Source organism: Bradyrhizobium sp. WSM2254, assembly GCF_000472645.1.
Taxonomy (GTDB): domain Bacteria; phylum Pseudomonadota; class Alphaproteobacteria; order Rhizobiales; family Xanthobacteraceae; genus Bradyrhizobium; species Bradyrhizobium niftali.
Genome location: NZ_AXAB01000002.1, coordinates 199,275 through 213,708, shown reverse-complemented (window position 1 = coordinate 213,708; position 14,434 = coordinate 199,275). Strand labels below are relative to the sequence as shown.

The 14,434-nt window shown below is 62.4% G+C and carries 19 protein-coding genes and 1 tRNA gene; 15 read left to right on the top strand and 5 right to left on the bottom strand.

The genetic code is table 11. The annotated features are described in order from the left end of the window. Positions 1 to 210: 210 nt before the first annotated feature. From A3M7_RS0103510 to A3M7_RS43690, 3 genes are all read left to right on the top strand, one after another. On the top strand, positions 211 to 816 hold the full coding sequence (locus tag A3M7_RS0103510; protein ID WP_027542677.1) for a hypothetical protein: 606 nt from the start codon (positions 211 to 213) through the stop codon (positions 814 to 816). Between the two features lie 281 nt (positions 817 to 1,097). Next, entirely contained in the window at positions 1,098 to 1,382 is a 285-nt protein-coding gene (locus A3M7_RS0103505; protein ID WP_156936811.1) for a hypothetical protein, read from the top strand. Between the two features lie 42 nt (positions 1,383 to 1,424). Then, positions 1,425 to 1,802 carry a hypothetical protein gene (locus tag A3M7_RS43690; RefSeq protein ID WP_049823188.1) on the top strand — a complete coding sequence of 126 codons (378 nt, stop codon included), beginning with the start codon at positions 1,425 to 1,427 and terminating at the stop codon, positions 1,800 to 1,802. Between the two features lie 26 nt (positions 1,803 to 1,828). Here the strand turns inward: A3M7_RS43690 and A3M7_RS0103495 are convergent, their stop codons facing one another. Continuing rightward, positions 1,829 to 2,083: a hypothetical protein gene (locus A3M7_RS0103495; RefSeq protein WP_027542675.1), complete on the bottom strand. Its 255-nt coding sequence runs from the start codon at positions 2,081 to 2,083 to the stop codon at positions 1,829 to 1,831. 313 nt (positions 2,084 to 2,396) lie between these two features. Here A3M7_RS0103495 and A3M7_RS0103490 point away from each other — a divergent pair, with 313 nt between their 5' ends. After that, entirely contained in the window at positions 2,397 to 4,112 is a 1,716-nt protein-coding gene (locus A3M7_RS0103490) for an AAA family ATPase (RefSeq protein WP_027542674.1), read from the top strand. A gap of 132 nt (positions 4,113 to 4,244) precedes the next feature. Here A3M7_RS0103490 and A3M7_RS0103485 read toward each other — a convergent pair whose 3' ends face one another. Beyond that, entirely contained in the window at positions 4,245 to 4,715 is a 471-nt protein-coding gene (locus A3M7_RS0103485; RefSeq protein ID WP_027542673.1) for a hypothetical protein, read from the bottom strand. 266 nt (positions 4,716 to 4,981) lie between these two features. Between A3M7_RS0103485 and A3M7_RS0103480 the strand changes: the two genes are divergently transcribed. Together A3M7_RS0103480 and A3M7_RS0103470 are read left to right on the top strand one after the other, a co-directional pair. Then, complete coding sequence (locus A3M7_RS0103480; RefSeq protein WP_027542672.1) at positions 4,982 to 5,434, top strand: VOC family protein; 453 nt, start codon at positions 4,982 to 4,984, stop codon at positions 5,432 to 5,434. Between the two features lie 393 nt (positions 5,435 to 5,827). Next, complete coding sequence (locus tag A3M7_RS0103470; RefSeq protein WP_027542671.1) at positions 5,828 to 6,466, top strand: glutathione S-transferase family protein; 639 nt, start codon at positions 5,828 to 5,830, stop codon at positions 6,464 to 6,466. Positions 6,467 to 6,653: 187 nt separating this feature from the next. Here A3M7_RS0103470 and A3M7_RS46080 read toward each other — a convergent pair whose 3' ends face one another. The 3 genes from A3M7_RS46080 to A3M7_RS0103455 are packed head-to-tail and all read right to left on the bottom strand — an operon-like array spanning position 6,654 to position 7,384. Further along, a complete protein-coding gene (locus A3M7_RS46080) occupies positions 6,654 to 6,821 on the bottom strand; it encodes a hypothetical protein (RefSeq protein ID WP_084301564.1) in 168 nt (55 codons plus the stop codon). Between the two features lie 5 nt (positions 6,822 to 6,826). Next, complete coding sequence (locus tag A3M7_RS0103460) at positions 6,827 to 7,072, bottom strand: hypothetical protein (RefSeq protein WP_027542670.1); 246 nt, start codon at positions 7,070 to 7,072, stop codon at positions 6,827 to 6,829. A gap of 57 nt (positions 7,073 to 7,129) precedes the next feature. Then, the gene (locus A3M7_RS0103455; protein ID WP_027542669.1) at positions 7,130 to 7,384 is read right to left on the bottom strand and encodes a PilZ domain-containing protein; all 255 of its coding nucleotides are present in this window, start codon (positions 7,382 to 7,384) and stop codon (positions 7,130 to 7,132) included. Positions 7,385 to 7,609: 225 nt separating this feature from the next. Here A3M7_RS0103455 and A3M7_RS0103450 point away from each other — a divergent pair. The 9 genes from A3M7_RS0103450 (at position 7,610) to A3M7_RS0103410 (ending at position 14,433) form a co-directional block, all read left to right on the top strand. Next, positions 7,610 to 7,684 (top strand) — tRNA-Glu (locus A3M7_RS0103450). A 105-nt stretch (positions 7,685 to 7,789) separates the two neighbouring features. Further along, complete coding sequence (locus A3M7_RS0103445) at positions 7,790 to 8,449, top strand: hypothetical protein (protein WP_027542668.1); 660 nt, start codon at positions 7,790 to 7,792, stop codon at positions 8,447 to 8,449. 200 nt (positions 8,450 to 8,649) lie between these two features. Then, positions 8,650 to 9,276 carry a pilus assembly protein PilZ gene (locus A3M7_RS0103440; RefSeq protein WP_027542667.1) on the top strand — a complete coding sequence of 209 codons (627 nt, stop codon included), beginning with the start codon at positions 8,650 to 8,652 and terminating at the stop codon, positions 9,274 to 9,276. 122 nt (positions 9,277 to 9,398) lie between these two features. Next, the gene (locus A3M7_RS0103435) at positions 9,399 to 10,412 is read left to right on the top strand and encodes an acyl-CoA desaturase (RefSeq protein WP_084301560.1); all 1,014 of its coding nucleotides are present in this window, start codon (positions 9,399 to 9,401) and stop codon (positions 10,410 to 10,412) included. A 136-nt stretch (positions 10,413 to 10,548) separates the two neighbouring features. Then, positions 10,549 to 10,806: a hypothetical protein gene (locus A3M7_RS49465; protein ID WP_027542665.1), complete on the top strand. Its 258-nt coding sequence runs from the start codon at positions 10,549 to 10,551 to the stop codon at positions 10,804 to 10,806. 138 nt (positions 10,807 to 10,944) lie between these two features. Next, complete coding sequence (locus tag A3M7_RS49460; RefSeq protein WP_198033689.1) at positions 10,945 to 11,100, top strand: hypothetical protein; 156 nt, start codon at positions 10,945 to 10,947, stop codon at positions 11,098 to 11,100. Positions 11,101 to 11,426: 326 nt separating this feature from the next. After that, the gene (locus A3M7_RS0103420; RefSeq protein ID WP_027542664.1) at positions 11,427 to 12,467 is read left to right on the top strand and encodes a PrsW family glutamic-type intramembrane protease; all 1,041 of its coding nucleotides are present in this window, start codon (positions 11,427 to 11,429) and stop codon (positions 12,465 to 12,467) included. 69 nt (positions 12,468 to 12,536) lie between these two features. Continuing rightward, a complete protein-coding gene (locus A3M7_RS0103415; protein ID WP_027542663.1) occupies positions 12,537 to 13,115 on the top strand; it encodes an HdeD family acid-resistance protein in 579 nt (192 codons plus the stop codon). Between the two features lie 232 nt (positions 13,116 to 13,347). Beyond that, on the top strand, positions 13,348 to 14,433 hold the full coding sequence (locus A3M7_RS0103410) for a 3-deoxy-7-phosphoheptulonate synthase (protein ID WP_027542662.1): 1,086 nt from the start codon (positions 13,348 to 13,350) through the stop codon (positions 14,431 to 14,433). Position 14,434: the final 1 nt, after the last annotated feature.

Below are 14,434 nucleotides of genomic sequence, written 5' to 3'. Positions count from 1 at the left end.
GGGCGGCCGATGCTCTCCGCTGAACGCAGCGCGCCGAACAGATCCGCCTCCGGCTCGTGCACTGGACTGCACCCCTGAAGTGACGCCCGGTCATTCCGAACGGGGCCAGAGGTCGCCGGTTCCATCCGGGACATCAGTCAGGTTATGATGTCGATGCATCATTTGTTGGGGGGCAATCGAATGAAGTTAGTACTGTATGTCGCGACTTCCTTGACGCTGGTGCTCTGCACGGCTGCTCAGGGGCAGCCCGCGGCAAGTTGCGTCAACAAATTCATCGGCACCTGGGTTCACCACGGCATCGGCGGCCAGACCAACACCTCGAAGCTGCAAGCGGACGGACAGGCCCTTTGCAGCGACAACAGCAATTGCGTTCAGGGCACCTGGACGTGTGCGGGCAACGTGCTGACCTACGACAACGGGGGGTACAAGACCGACTACACGCTGCAGGCCGACGGCACCATGACCGCGCGAGGTGGCATCGTCGTAACCCGTGTCGGAGCTGCCCCAAAGCCGGCAACGCCACCACCATCATCACCGCGCGAGCCCGCCGGATCGAACAACACAGCCGCCTGCGGAGGTCTTCTCGTCCAGGACAAGCAGGACAACGGCGCCAGGGCAGGCAACGTTCACGAGCGTTCGTACGTGGTCTGCCAGAAGTTTGAGAACAAGTGCGGTTACCCGGTGTCCTTTGCCGTGAAAAGCAACAAGGTCAGGATCAAGCTGTCCGCCACTGTTCAGCCAGGCAAGATGGAGAAGATCTGCGCCACATCCGAAAACGAGACGCTGCAATATCTGGGTTGGAAGCAGACGCTCTAGAGAGAGGAATTATGGAGACAGGGCACTAAATTGATTCACGATCGCCACCCTTTCTCACTCCGGGGGCTTCGGCCGGCAGCTTGGCCGGAGCGCCAATTAAGTGCACTGTCACCGTAATTCCGACCTGCCCGGTTATAAATCTTATCGAGCCGAATGTGTATGATGTGGCTATGACTTACCGCATAGTCTGCGTGCCGTGCGACCGGCACGATAGTCAGACGGCCCAACCGAGACAATTCATGGCATGCAAGAATGTCTATCCGTTCGCACTCGCAGTCCTGATGTTCGCAGGTTCGGCGCGCCTATCGGTGTTCGTCACGTGGCTGGGATTTCCCGACGGATTCATGTCTCAGCTGGATCGCGCCGAGCAGCAATTGGCCATCTGCCTGACCTGGTTCAGCCTCGCTTTCGGGATCGGATTCCTTGGCCTCGGCGCATGGTCATTCCGTGCAGATGTGAGGAAGCCGCTGACATATGCGAGTATCCTCGTCCTGCTCGTTGCTGCGGGCTCCGTCGCGCTTGATCTGCATTTTCGAAGCTACATGATGGACAGCGCCGGCGGCTGAACGTCAGTACGGTGTGAGCGAGATCTGGATATTCGCACTACGGTGACGGTGCGCTACCGTGACAGTGCATTCAATTCATTCGCCATCGCAGCGGCACTCCGTTATGTGTCGCTCAACCCGGTGCGTGCGCGGCTGGTCGAGCGTGCGCAGGATTGGCGCTGGTCGAGCACTCGCGCCCACGTACGCGGCAAGGATGATGGGATCACCGCCCTCGCTCCTATCCAGAAGCGCTTTCCCCGTTTCGCCGACCTCCTCGATGACGAGCCGGACGCGGACATGTTCGCGCGCTTGCGGGCCGCAGAGAGTATCGGCCGGCCGCTCGGCGATGAGCGCTTCCTCACCCATATCGAGCGGCTGACAAAGCGAACGCTCAAACCAGGCAAGCGGGGGCCTAAACCATCCGAGCCGGACGAGAAGTAGTTTAGTGCGTTGTCACGTAATTCCGATCAGCGCTTGGGCGTCCAAGTGTCGAAATTGCCGTCTTTCTTGCCGGCCACCTTGGCCTTCTCGACAGAAATGCCGTCGCGGCAAGCGATGTAGGACTGGACCTGCGCATTGGTCCCCGCTCGCTTCGCTACCCACATTTCATGTGTGAAGCCATTCTTCGCCATGCAGTCGAGTGCGTGCGGCGTGCTGTTCGAGGCGGCATAGGCGCCGACGGTTGACAGCAGTAATACAGAAACAGCGATAATCCTTTTCATGAAATCTCCCTTTGAAGAGAGCGCACAATATCCGGCTCGAACAAAACCACAAGTGGTCATTGCCGGCACGCTCAACGTTCTGGTATTACGATGACAGTGCATTGAATTCATTGGTCAACGCAGCCTCCAAGCCAAACAGCGTCAATTGAGTGCACTGTCACCGTAATCCCTTTGGGCCGTCCCTGTGGATTGCCACTAATACCTTGGAGAAGAGCCGGGCTCCCGGAGGCGTTTTTCCTTTCTTGAACGTCAACTTCTGATAGCATTCTGTTTCAACTATTTCCCCACCTTCCTCACAGTCTGTCGAGCTTACATGAGCCGGTTAACATCCGTGACGATCCGAAGGTTCAAACGGATCGAAGAAGTCACGATTCCACTGGATGACGTGACGGTACTCATCGGCGCCAACAACTCCGGGAAAAGTAGCATACTTCAAGCATTGCACTTCGCAGTGTCGATAGCGCAGACGGCGCGTCTAGTAGGTGAAGGCGTGGCGTGGCGCCAGGATGCTTACGAGCTTTCGTTCAACCCATCACAGTTATTGTATTCGCCGGTTGCAGACGTCCTGTCGCTGGCAACTGGCGGAAATCTGCTCGAACCCAGGCAGAGCCAGATCGAAATCGAACTCTCGGCAGAAGGAGACCTGCGCACAACGGTTGGACTTAGGCGCGGGCGCAATAGAAACATTGCGGTCAGCATCACCGGTCGCGCGATAGGCGAGCAGCTGATGTCTCTTGGGACCCCGTTCACGATCTACGCTCCCGGATTGGCCGGTGTCCCAAAGGAAGAGCGTTTCCTATCGCCAGGGGTAGTGCGGCGCATTGTTGCGCGAGGGGACGCTAACCTCACGCTCCGGAATGTGCTTCGAATGCTTCGGCAAAATAACTTAGCGTGGGGCGGATTTCTATCCGACATGCAGACGCTCTTTCCCGGCATCACGATCGATGTGGACTTCAACGAAAATACCGATGAAAACATAATCGTGCACTTCGGCTTCGACGGCCAAGGAGGACAACACTACCCGATTGATGCCGCCGGCACATCAATCCTGCAGGCCTCCCAGTTATTGGCCTACATTTCTCTGTTTAGGCCACAAGTTCTCATTCTGGATGAGCCAGATTCCCACTTACACCCCGACAACCAGCGACTTCTCTGTGATCTCGTATCGCGATTGGCAAGTGAGCGCGGCTTTCAAGCCGTTATTAGCACGCACTCAAGGCACGTCCTTGATGCGCTCAAGTCGAGAGCCAGTGTCATCTGGTTAAGCAAGGGCGCGGTCGTAAGCCAACCGGATCTCACTACTACCGCAGTCCTACTCGACATTGGGGCTCTCGATTCCGTCGACTACTTCGCTGACGGCGAACTTCGGTGTGTAGTGGCCACCGAGGACACAGATAAAGAAGCCCTCAAGGCAATCTTATGGAGCAACAGTTTCGTCGAACAGGATACTACAGTGGCGTCATATACCGGCTGCAGCAAGGTCGACGCCGCTGTTGTTCTGGGCCAGTTTCTCGCAGACAAAGCCCAGCACGTTAAGTTGGTCGTTCATCGCGATCGTGATTATATGGCCGCAGACCGGTCCGACGCTTTCGAGCAGCGCTTAGCTGCGGGCGGCATCAAGCCGCTCCTCACTGATCTGAATGATGTCGAGAGCTACTTCCTCTCCGCTGACCATCTGCACTTCCTAAACCCGAATATACCCGCCCCGCGCATTCAGGAGCTGATTGACCAGGCCACACAAGAGCTCATGGACAAATCGCTTGCGGCTATCGTCAACCTCCGGACCGAAGAAGCATTCAGACGCAGGCAGGCAGGTGGTGCCGCGCCCAATCACGGCCAAATCGCTGTCCAGTCCGCGGCCGATTATAATGCTAACCCCGCAGACATGCGTCGCGGAAAGCTTGTTTTGGGGCGCGTAAGAGCACTCTTGCAGCAGGAAGCTGGCGCAAATCCACGCATTTTCTTTCCTAGTGATTACCTGAAACGGCAGAGACTAACCGAGATCGCCCAACAAATAAGGCCGCAGTAAGCGGAGGCTATAAACCACGAATTACGGTGCACTAAATCCATTCGCCATCTCCATCCTGTTGGCCTTGAATTACGGTGACCGTGCACTCAATTCATTCGCATCGCTACCTACTGGCTTTGCAGACAACGGCGATTAAAACGTGCCTTTGGACTTGAAGTGATCTAAGATTTTTTTGGCAATTGCGCGATGCTTTGCATTCGACGGATGGAAGTGAATCTCCGTCTGTGAATCGGGCCACTGGTCGAGATACTGGCGAATAAGAAAAACCACTTCAGCCTCGATCGTCTCTATATCGCTTACGCTTCTATCTTCGGCGTCAACGTGGCACCAAACGTTCAGGGTAGCGGACGTGTGTTTATGGCGCCAAGCATAGCCGTGGTAACCGTTCTTTCCATTCGCCTTCATGCCGAAGCGAAGGCGGCTTCCTACCGACTGCCTCGTGAGGCCAACGTAAACCGGTCTACCTTTGACGCTAATGATGTAGAGCTTTGGTTGGTTGTTCGTCGCCAGTCCCGAAAATCGATTGGTGCCCTTCTCACATTCGACCTTGAAAGAATCTGGCGTGATGGTGAGCTTATACTTCTGCGGCCCCTCAACTTTCAATTTGTCCTCCCCTTGTCTCCTTTCGTCCTAAACCACCAATTGAGTACCAGTCAACGAATCAACTACCTCAACGTGCGGTGACGACGCATTTAGTTGTTTGCCATCGCCACCCCCGTCCACACTCGGCCGATTTACTTCTCAGCACCCGTTCCCTCTCACGCACCCGTGCCCCCCGCCCCCTGCCCCTCCTCCCCGTTTCCTGCTATCTCCTACCCCCGCCGTCCCGGCCCAAAGCAAAACCCCATCCGTTCAAGGGAGCAACAACCATGCGATATCTCCACACCATGCTGCGCGTGCGCAATCTCGATGTCGCGCTGAAGTTTTACCAGGATGCGCTGGGCTTGAAGGAGGTGCGGCGGATCGAGAACGACAAGGGGCGCTTCACGCTGGTGTTCCTGTGCTCGGCTGACGATCTCGAGGCGCTGAAGAAGCAGCCCTCGAGCCGCGGCGCGCCGCTGGTCGAGCTCACCTACAATTGGGACGAGGAGAAGTACGGCGAGGACCGCTTCTTCGGCCATCTCGCCTATGAGGTCGACGACATCTATGCCACTTGCGAGAAGCTGATGAAGGCCGGCGTCACCATCAACCGTCCGCCGCGCGACGGCAACATGGCCTTCGTCCGCTCGCCCGATCTGCACTCGATCGAGCTGCTGCAGAAGGGCGAGCCGAAGGCGCCACAGGAGCCGTGGTCGTCGATGCCCAACACCGGCCACTGGTAGGGCCTTTTCCATAGGAACAAGCCCTCGCCGCGCACGTTCACTCCTCGACAAGATGATTGGAGGAGGACGCAATGGGACGAGGATTGTTGTTGTGGATGCTGGGCGTGCCGATCCCGGTGATCATTCTGCTGTGGCTGTTCTTCGGGCACTGAGCACCTGGTTCAACCTGCAATGAAAGCTCTGCCCATGGCGGAGCTTTTTGCATGAGGGGCGCGCCGCAATCGCCGTCGTCCGGCACAGGAAATTCCGCTATCACCCGCGCAGCGGTGGACTCGTAGCCCGGATGGAGCGCAGCGCAATCCGGGACCGTCGCGGTCGAAGCCACCCGGATTACGCTTCGCTCCATCCGGGCTACGACGCTACGACACCGAACAACGCCGCGGGAGGAGCTTCATGCCTGACACCAAGCTGACGATCTGGGGCCGCGCCAATTCGGTCAACGTGCAGAAGGTGCTGTGGTGCCTCACCGAGCTCGGCCTGCCCTACGAGCGCATCGACGCCGGCATGCAATACGGCAAGACCCGCGAGGCCGGGTATCTCGCGATGAACCCGAATGCGCGGATCCCGACGCTGGTCGAGGGCGACTTCGTGCTGTGGGAATCGAATTCCATCATGCGCTATCTCTGCCTCGCGCATGGGCGCGGCACGCCGATCTACCCGGACGCGCCGAAGCTGCGCACGTCCGTCGACCGCTGGCTCGACTGGACGCTGTCGGCGGTGCAGCCGGTCGATCGCCCGGTGTTCTGGGGCATCGTGCGCACGGCGCCCGCCGAGCGTGACATGATCCAGGTGCAGCGCGATGCCGATGCGGCCGCCGAGGTCTGGGCGATCGCCGATCGCCTGCTCTCCACGCGCCGCTTCATGGAGGGCGAGCAGTTCACGCTCGCCGACATCGCGATCGGCTCCTATGCGCGGCGCTGGCTCGGCGTCGAGGGCATCACCCGCCCGGCGCAGCCGAACCTGACCCGCTGGCTCGCCGAGCTCGGCAAACGCCCCGGATTTGCACAGTTCGTCGCGCCGCCGATGTCATGAGCCGCTGATGCGGCTTAAGCTGCGATGAGCGCGCGATGAATCGCCATTCTGGCGCGGTCGGCCGGCGTCACGCCCGCACTTGACGGCTACTGTGCATGGGGTTGTTTTCGCGTTTTTTGTTTGCAGAGCGTTTTCAAGCGAAGTGGATGCCGGTTCGCGTGAAGAAAACGCGTCCGAACAAGGCGCCCTAGCCCCAGCCGCGCTCGACCAGCAGCACGCAGATGATCAGCACCAGCGTCACGACCGCGGTGGCGAGCCGCGCGGTCCAGCTCAGGCCGCGGCCGACCCACCACAGCAGCGCGCAATACATCAGCACGGGGACGACGATATCGAGGCGCAACAGATCCGGCGCCATGCGGCTCAACGCCGGACCGCGGCATCGCCGCGGATCGAGCCGCCGACCTTCACGCAGGTCCCGGTCGCCTCGACCAGGGTGAAGCCAAGTCCATACGAGGCGCAGGAATTCGCCTTCGCCGTCCCGCCCGTGCCCTTCAGCGGCAAGGTCTTGCCCGCCTGCGGCCGCTCGGCGGCCGGAAGGCGTGAGCGATCGGCCGCGGAAGCGGGCGCGGCCAGCAACGAGATCAGGATGAGGAGCGGCGTGCGCATCCCGGCGTTCTAGCCCGGCGAGGCGCCGCGCGCCATGCGGGTAGCGCCAGGGCGATGTCAGATGAACTTGATCCCGGCCGACTTGCCGCGGCGCCAGACCACCTGGCAGTTCCGCCCGGTGCGGGCATCGCGCGCGAAGGCCAGCCGGATCACCCCCGGAAGCTGGCTTGCATCCTCGTCCAGGGTGATCTTGGCGCCCGAGCTCGAGATGTCCTGGACCAGGCAATGCCGCGCCGCGAATCCGCCCTCGAGCGTGATCCAGGCGTGCTGCGACAGCAGCTTGCGGGCTGCGCGCTTCTTGGGCGGTGGCATTGACGTGAAATCTCCCGCTCCAGCGCTATCTCAGAGACCCCTAAGAAACCGTTGAAATCGGCTCCGAATCATCCCCTTGACCGCGCTATCCACGGTTCCAAAAGACCGTTCCCGAACGGCTTGCCCACGGGCCGAAAGGCCACTATACGTTCGCCCGCTGCAAGCCGCCGGGCACGACTCGAGCGGCGGCGGCCGTGCCGTCAAAAGCGGCGGGGCTTAGCGTTTGCTCCCTTCGTCTATCGGTTAGGACGCCACCCTTTCACGGTGGAGAGAGCGGTTCGATTCCGCTAGGGAGCGCCATCCGCGCGACTGCTCGCGGCCGATGCGGCGACATTCACCGCCATACCCGTGAACCTCCCCGGCCCTCACCTCCGACCAACGTCCGATTGGAACCGGTGCAGGCCCATGGAACAGCCCAAATCTCCCTCGGACGGCCAGGCCGGCGTTGCCTCGCCGGCGCCGCCGCCCTGGATGCACCGCACGACGCCCTACGCACCGGACCGGCGCGCCAGGATGCTGGAGCACATGGCGCGGGCCAGGTCGCTTCCGCAGCGCCAAGTCGCGACCGCGCCGGAGCTCTCGCGCGCGAGCGGCAAGGACATTCTCGGCGATGCCTACGGCTACGCGGTTCTGTTCGGGCTGATGGCCCTCTTCTTCATGTCGCGCATTCCGCTCTACCTCGGCGCCTTTCTCTTCTTGGCCGACGGTGAGCGCATCGAACGCGCGCTCGCAGCGATCGGCATCCGCCTCGAGCCCGGTGCGGTCGGACCCGACATCATCAAGAACTTCGCATACCTGTTCGGATGGCTCGCGCTGCTCGCGTCCCTCAAAGGCACCGTAGCTGCCTGGCTGGTGCCGTGGATACCCCCGGCCGAGTCATGGTCGTTCCTTGCCGGCATCGCCCTCGCGCTCGCCATCGTCGAAGCATTCGCAACGCGCGCGCTGCGGCGCGCATTGCTGTGGCTCGGATTGGAGATCGGTGCGGAGAGTCTGGCCTGGACGACGATCAGGCTTCTCATCGCTGTGGCCTTGCTGGCTTGTCTCGTTCTGCTCGGATCTCTCTGAACGCCACGGCCGCACCGTCGCTCTCGATGTTGTGAATTCGCGTGCCCCGTAATCGGGACCTTATGCCGCTTGTCCATGTGCATGACCGAGCCGCGCGTTTACCGGAAATTTACCCCTGCTCATGAGCGACGGTATCATTTGCTTAGACTTTGACCGCTACCGTTGAATTACGGAAATACTCCGCAACCCGATTGGCGCTGATGTCCGTCGCAGAATTCCTCAGGCAGCGTGCAGTGGAAGTCACCGTGAGCGGCAGCTACTCGCTGCCGCGCTGGTACGACTGCGAGGGCAAGCTCCGCACCTTCGCCTGCCGGACCAAGCGCGTCTCGCCGTTCCGCATGATCGTGGACGTGCCCGTCGTCGGCAAGATCGGCGAGCGCGTGACGTCCTATTTCCAGGATTTCGGCGAATTCCAGTGCACGATCAGCGCGACGCTGAAGTCGGGCTTCCTGATGGAACTCGACATGACGCGGGCGCGGCGCGCCTGGATGTCGGAGAAGCTGACCTGGCTGGAGAAAAAGCAGAAGGACGCCAACGTCCAGGAGCTGCGGAATGACGCCCGCTTCGTTCCGCAGGTCTCGCACACCTTCCTGACGCTCGCCGACGGCAGCATCCATCCCTGCTTCATCATCGACGTCTCCACGGCCGGCGTCGCCATATCCTGCGAATACGACCCGCCGGTCGGAACCGCGCTTGCGGTCGGCGCCTGCGTCGGGCGCGTCATCCGCAAATTCGACAACGGCTTTGCGGTCAAATTCGCCGTGAAGCAGCAGCGGGACGACCTCGTCCGCCTGATCGTGCGCTCGCCCCTGCAACAGTCGGCCTGAGCCGGCCTGGCTCCATCTTAACTCTTTCTTAACTAAATACTGGAGGTGGCAACCCCTGCGCGATAGGGTGTGACCCAGTCCGTCCGCAATCATTGCGGGCCTAGCCTATTTGGAAGTCCCGAATGACTATCGCTGACGCTGAGTTCGTCCAGGCAGAGACCACTCCGAGCGCGCCCACCGCCGCCAAGCCGCAGCTTCCCCCCGGTGTCGTGACCGAGGGACCGCTCGTCAAAGCCAAGCTGCGCGAAAGCTATCTCCTCCTCGGCATTCTCTATGTCGGCGCGGTCGCGGGCATCATCTGGGCCGTCACGCAGGGCATCGGCAAGGTGGAGCTGTTTACGTTTGCCTGGATGTTCGCGCTGACGACATTCGGCATCGGCGCCGGCATGCACCGCCTGTTCGTTCATCGCAGCTTCCGCACCGGCCCGATCATGCGCGTCTTCTTCTGCGCTATTGCCCAGATGGCGGTGCAGGGCTCGATCGCCAAATGGGTCGCCAACCACCGTCGCCATCACCTCTACGCCGACGACGTCGGCGATCCCCACAGCCCGCAATTCGACGGCTTCGGCAACCGCTATGTCAGCGCGTTCAAGGGCCTCCTGCACGCCCAGGGCAGCTGGGTGTTCGACCAGGCGACCACCGACAACGAATACTATGCCAAGGACATCCTGGCCGATCCGATCGCGATGTTCTTCGTGCGGACGCGCTGGGTCTGGTACGGGATGTCGGCCGTGTTCATCCCCGGCGTCATCGGCTACGTTTTCGGCGGCCTGCACGCCATGATCGGCTGCGTGCTGTTCTCCGGCCTGCTCCGCGCCTATCTCCTGATCCTCGTCAGCCAGCTCACCGGCTCGGTCTGTCACGCCTACGGCTATCGCCGCTTCGAGGTCGACGACGCCTCGACCAACGAGTTCGTGACCACGATCCTCACCTTCGGCGAGGGCCTGCACAACAACCATCACCGCTTCCCGCGGGACGCCTATCTCTCGCACGCCTGGTGGGAGATCGATCTCAACGGCCTGATCATCTTGGGCATGGAGAAGATCGGCCTCGTCCACGACGTCTTCCACGCCTCGCACCGCCAGCTGGAGCTGGCGTCCGAAGCGGAAGCGCAGGCAGCCACGACGACGCGCTGACCGGCAGGCGGCGGCCGTCCTCCGGCCGTCTTGCCTCCGCATCGCTGCCCTATCGCGGCCCCATTGCGGGATCAGCTTTTGAGGGTCTGTGCCTCGCGCCAGACCTCATTTGCAGACTTGCGATCGGGGGGACCGAATGGCAGTCGACAAGATCACAGTCGATAAAATTACCTGGGACAGGGTCGGCCGGGTTACCGAGCCCGGACGCTACATCTACACGTTCGGCTGGCTCACCATCACCGCCGGCGATCTCGAGATCTGGCAGCGATACCCGCAGGCCGCGTTCACGCTGCTCGCGCAGCACGCCGAGCCGGACGAGCCCACCGGCGAGGAATTTCACCTCGGCGCCTTCGACATCGCCCCCGAGGAGCCGCTGCCGCTCACGACGCACTGAAGGCTGCAAGCGGCCCCGACCGCCCTGCCGCCACGCGCCGATTCGAGCCCCCGAAAGCAGCGCTTGGTGGAAGGCGCGGCTGCAGCGAGCGAAGGCCATTGCGGGAACGCATGGCATGCACGTTGCTTAACAATCGCCATGATGCATGTCGCCGCCGTCGATCAAGCCTTCCTGCTGCTGCTGGTCGTGTTCTGCCTGGGCTCGTGCCTCGTGCGCGTCTTCTGGCAGCTGGAGCAGGTGCGGGCGCGCCGTACCGCCACATCGCCCCGCCGGCGCACAAGGAAGCATGACTAGGCCATCGACCCGGCCGCGCGTTGTCCCTGCGGAACGCAACGCCGGCTGCCGGACCCGCCGTCGGAGACGTGCATCGTGAATCGAAGAAACCTGGGCATTTCCTTGATTTGACTTACCAATCGCAGCTCGATCCCGGACGTGCGATTGCAACCACCCATGACCGACACACCCGACAGGCAATTGATGGTACTTGCATTCGATCCCTGCGGCGGTGCGGATGAACGGGAGCTATCACGCGCGTTAAGCAAGGCGACAGCAAGCGCATGACACATGGTCGCAGCGGTAATTGTAGATAAGCGGATCAAGGGAACCTATTTTCGGCGCCAATGTATCTGATTGAAGCATTACCCACCGTTATCGGAACTGCTGCCATCGCCCCGGCGCTGCTGATGCTGTGGCTTGTCATTGCCGCCGAAGAGCGCCCGGGGCCACCGGCCCAGGTCTGGACGGCGTTCCTGCTCGGCGCGGCCAGCATCTCCCTGTTGGGCCTCGCCCGCGCCCCCTTCGCCAAGATGGTCGCGGCCCCCGACAATCCCTGGGCGGCGCTGGCCATGCATTCGATCTTCGGCGTCGCGCTGCCCGAGGAAGCCGTCAAGGTGGTCGCCATCGTGCTGGTCTCCTCGACCAAGCGGCGGACCTTCGCCAATCCGATGGACACCGTGGTCTATGGTGCCGCGGTCGGCCTCGGCTTCGCCGCCTACGAGAACCTCGCCTACCTCGTCCAGCATGCCGAGATGTGGCGCTCGCTGGCCGCCTTGCGCAGCGTCCTCACCGTGCCGTTCCACGGCGCGCTCGGCATCATCGCCGGCGCTTACCTGACGATCGCGCGTGCCGGCACGGCGCTGGGCGCGAACCGGCACCATCGCGACTGGGCTCGTCTCTCCAGCCGCCTGCTGATCTTCGCCGGCCCGCTCGCGCTGCATTCGGCCTTCGACTTCCCACTGCTGACCCTCCAGCGCATGCCGGATCTGGACCCGACGCTGCGGATGTGGCTGGGCGCCGCGAGCCTCCTGATCGGCTTCAGCTCGATCGCCTTCGCCATCCGCCTGGTGCGGCGGGTCGCGCGCCATCACGCGCCGCGGACCGATGTCGCGCGGGAGCGGCTCAGCCAGCTGCGCCGGATGTGGGCGCTGCTGCTCGCCGGCGGCGGCGTCGGCTTCCTCGGCCTCGCCTTCGTGCTGACCTCGATCCATCACTGGCTGATCAACCCCGAGCGCAATCTGACGCTGGCCCTGATCCCGATCGGCTTCGTCTCGATCCTGCTCGGCCTCGCGCTCCTGATCGTCACGATCGCGATCTACATTCTCGGCCGCAACCGCGTTCGCACCAGCGGCGAAGGTTTTTCGTCAGCGCACGGCGGCGGCTGAACCGCGGGATGGCAAGTGCGGCGTGCGCATACTAGATTGAGCACGCATCTTTCGACCTGGAGCCTGCCGATGCCATCGCCTGAGGATCTTTCACGGCTGCAATCCGCGGTGAGCCGGACGGTGAAGGCGCATTGGAAGGCCTTCCTGTTCGAGGGCATCCTGCTCGCCGTCCTCGGCGTCGCCGCACTGATCCTGCCGCCGCTCGCAAGCCTTGCCATCGCGATCTTCCTCGGCTGGATGTTCTTGATCAGCGGCATTGGCGGGCTGATCGTGACCTACTGGGCGCGCAGCACGCCGGGCTTCTGGTGGTCGCTGATCTCGGCCGCGCTGGCCGTGCTTGCCGGCATGCTGCTGCTGGCGCGGCCGATGCAGGCCGTGCTGACGTTGACCATCGTGCTCGGCGCCTATTTTCTCGCCGAGGGCGTCGCCACCATCATGTACGCACTCGAGCACCGCCGCGAGCTGAGCGGCCGCTGGTCGTGGCTCCTGATCTCGGGCCTCGTCGACATCGCGATCTCGTTCATGGTGATCACGGGGCTGCCGAGCTCCGCGGAATGGGCGATCGGCGTGCTCGTCGGTATCAACCTGCTGTTCGGCGGCGCCACCCTGATCGGCATGGCGCTGGCGGCACGCGACAGCAACACCTGAGACGCCTCGTCGCGCCTGTGCCGTTTTGGGGGGTGACAACCCGCCAATGGCACGCTATATGGCCTTCCATGATCACCCTCGTCACCAGCTATTTTTGGTACTTTAGCTACGACAGCTCGCTGGCGGCAGGAGGATCGCGCTCAATCTGAAATATTGAAGCAAACGTCCGAACAGCCGCCAGACCTGGCGGCTTTTTTATTGGCCGGCAGGTTCAAACAAACAGGAGCCCGCCGTGCTGAGCACGACCGACGATCTTCGTATCCGCGAACTGAAAGAGCTGAGCACGCCGGATGAGGTGATGCGGGAGGTCCCGCGCACGCTCACCGCAACGCGTGTGGTGATGGCGGCGCGCAACGCCATCCACGCCATCCTCACCGGCCAGGACGACCGTCTGCTGGTCGTGGTCGGCCCCTGCTCGGTACATGATCCCAAGGCCGCGCTCGACTATGCCGAGCGCCTCGCCGCCCTACGCGAAGACCTCGCCGACCAGCTCGAGATCGTGATGCGGGTCTATTTCGAGAAGCCGCGCACCACTGTCGGCTGGAAGGGCCTGATCAACGACCCCGATCTCGACGGCAGCTTCGACATCAACAAGGGCCTGCGGCTGGCGCGCAACGTGCTGTCGGCAGTGAACAATCTCGGCCTCCCGGCCGGCGCCGAATTCCTGGACATGACGACGCCGCAATACATCGCCGACCTCGTGTCCTGGGCCGCGATCGGCGCGCGCACGACCGAGAGCCAGATCCATCGCGAGCTGGCCTCTGGCCTGTCCTGCCCGGTCGGCTTCAAGAACGGCACCGACGGCAACGTGCGGATCGCGGCGGACGCGGTGAAGTCGGCCTCGCACCCGCATCATTTCATGGCGGTGACCAAGCTCGGCCGCTCGGCGATCGCCTCGACCGCGGGCAACGAGGACTGCCACATCATCCTGCGCGGCGGCAGCACGCCGAACTACGATGCGGCAAGCGTTGCGGCGGCCTGCAACGAGCTGGCGAAATCCGGCGTCGCGCCGCTGGTGATGGTGGATGCGAGCCATGCCAATTCGAGCAAGAAGCCGGAAAACCAGCCGCTGGTCATGGCCGACATTGCCGGCCAGATCTCCGGCGGCGAGAACCGCATCATGGGTGTGATGATCGAGAGCAATCTCGTCGCCGGCCGCCAGGACGTGGTTCCGGGCAAGCCGCTCACCTACGGCCAGAGCATCACCGACGGCTGTATCGACTGGGCGACCACGGCAACCGTGCTCGAGCAGCTCGCCGATGCGGTCGAGATCCGGCGCAACGCCGCGCGCGCGGGGCTGCACGAGCGCTCGGCGTAAG

Excerpts from the sequence above, each read along its gene's own strand:
- A3M7_RS0103415 (WP_027542663.1), top strand. The coding sequence starts at position 12,537 with ATGCCATCGCCTGAGGATCTTTCACGGCTGCAATCCGCGGTGAGCCGG.
- A3M7_RS49460 (WP_198033689.1), top strand. The coding sequence starts at position 10,945 with ATGATGCATGTCGCCGCCGTCGATCAAGCCTTCCTGCTGCTGCTGGTC.
- A3M7_RS0103490 (WP_027542674.1), top strand. The coding sequence starts at position 2,397 with ATGAGCCGGTTAACATCCGTGACGATCCGAAGGTTCAAACGGATCGAA.
- A3M7_RS49465 (WP_027542665.1), top strand. The coding sequence starts at position 10,549 with ATGGCAGTCGACAAGATCACAGTCGATAAAATTACCTGGGACAGGGTC.
- A3M7_RS0103440 (WP_027542667.1), top strand. The coding sequence starts at position 8,650 with ATGTCCGTCGCAGAATTCCTCAGGCAGCGTGCAGTGGAAGTCACCGTG.
- A3M7_RS0103470 (WP_027542671.1), top strand. The coding sequence starts at position 5,828 with ATGCCTGACACCAAGCTGACGATCTGGGGCCGCGCCAATTCGGTCAAC.
- A3M7_RS0103495 (WP_027542675.1), bottom strand. The coding sequence starts at position 2,083 with ATGAAAAGGATTATCGCTGTTTCTGTATTACTGCTGTCAACCGTCGGC.
- A3M7_RS0103460 (WP_027542670.1), bottom strand. The coding sequence starts at position 7,072 with ATGCGCACGCCGCTCCTCATCCTGATCTCGTTGCTGGCCGCGCCCGCT.
- A3M7_RS0103420 (WP_027542664.1), top strand. The coding sequence starts at position 11,427 with ATGTATCTGATTGAAGCATTACCCACCGTTATCGGAACTGCTGCCATC.
- A3M7_RS46080 (WP_084301564.1), bottom strand. The coding sequence starts at position 6,821 with ATGGCGCCGGATCTGTTGCGCCTCGATATCGTCGTCCCCGTGCTGATG.
- A3M7_RS0103435 (WP_084301560.1), top strand. The coding sequence starts at position 9,399 with ATGACTATCGCTGACGCTGAGTTCGTCCAGGCAGAGACCACTCCGAGC.
- A3M7_RS0103480 (WP_027542672.1), top strand. The coding sequence starts at position 4,982 with ATGCGATATCTCCACACCATGCTGCGCGTGCGCAATCTCGATGTCGCG.
- A3M7_RS0103445 (WP_027542668.1), top strand. The coding sequence starts at position 7,790 with ATGGAACAGCCCAAATCTCCCTCGGACGGCCAGGCCGGCGTTGCCTCG.
- A3M7_RS0103505 (WP_156936811.1), top strand. The coding sequence starts at position 1,098 with ATGTTCGCAGGTTCGGCGCGCCTATCGGTGTTCGTCACGTGGCTGGGA.
- A3M7_RS0103455 (WP_027542669.1), bottom strand. The coding sequence starts at position 7,384 with ATGCCACCGCCCAAGAAGCGCGCAGCCCGCAAGCTGCTGTCGCAGCAC.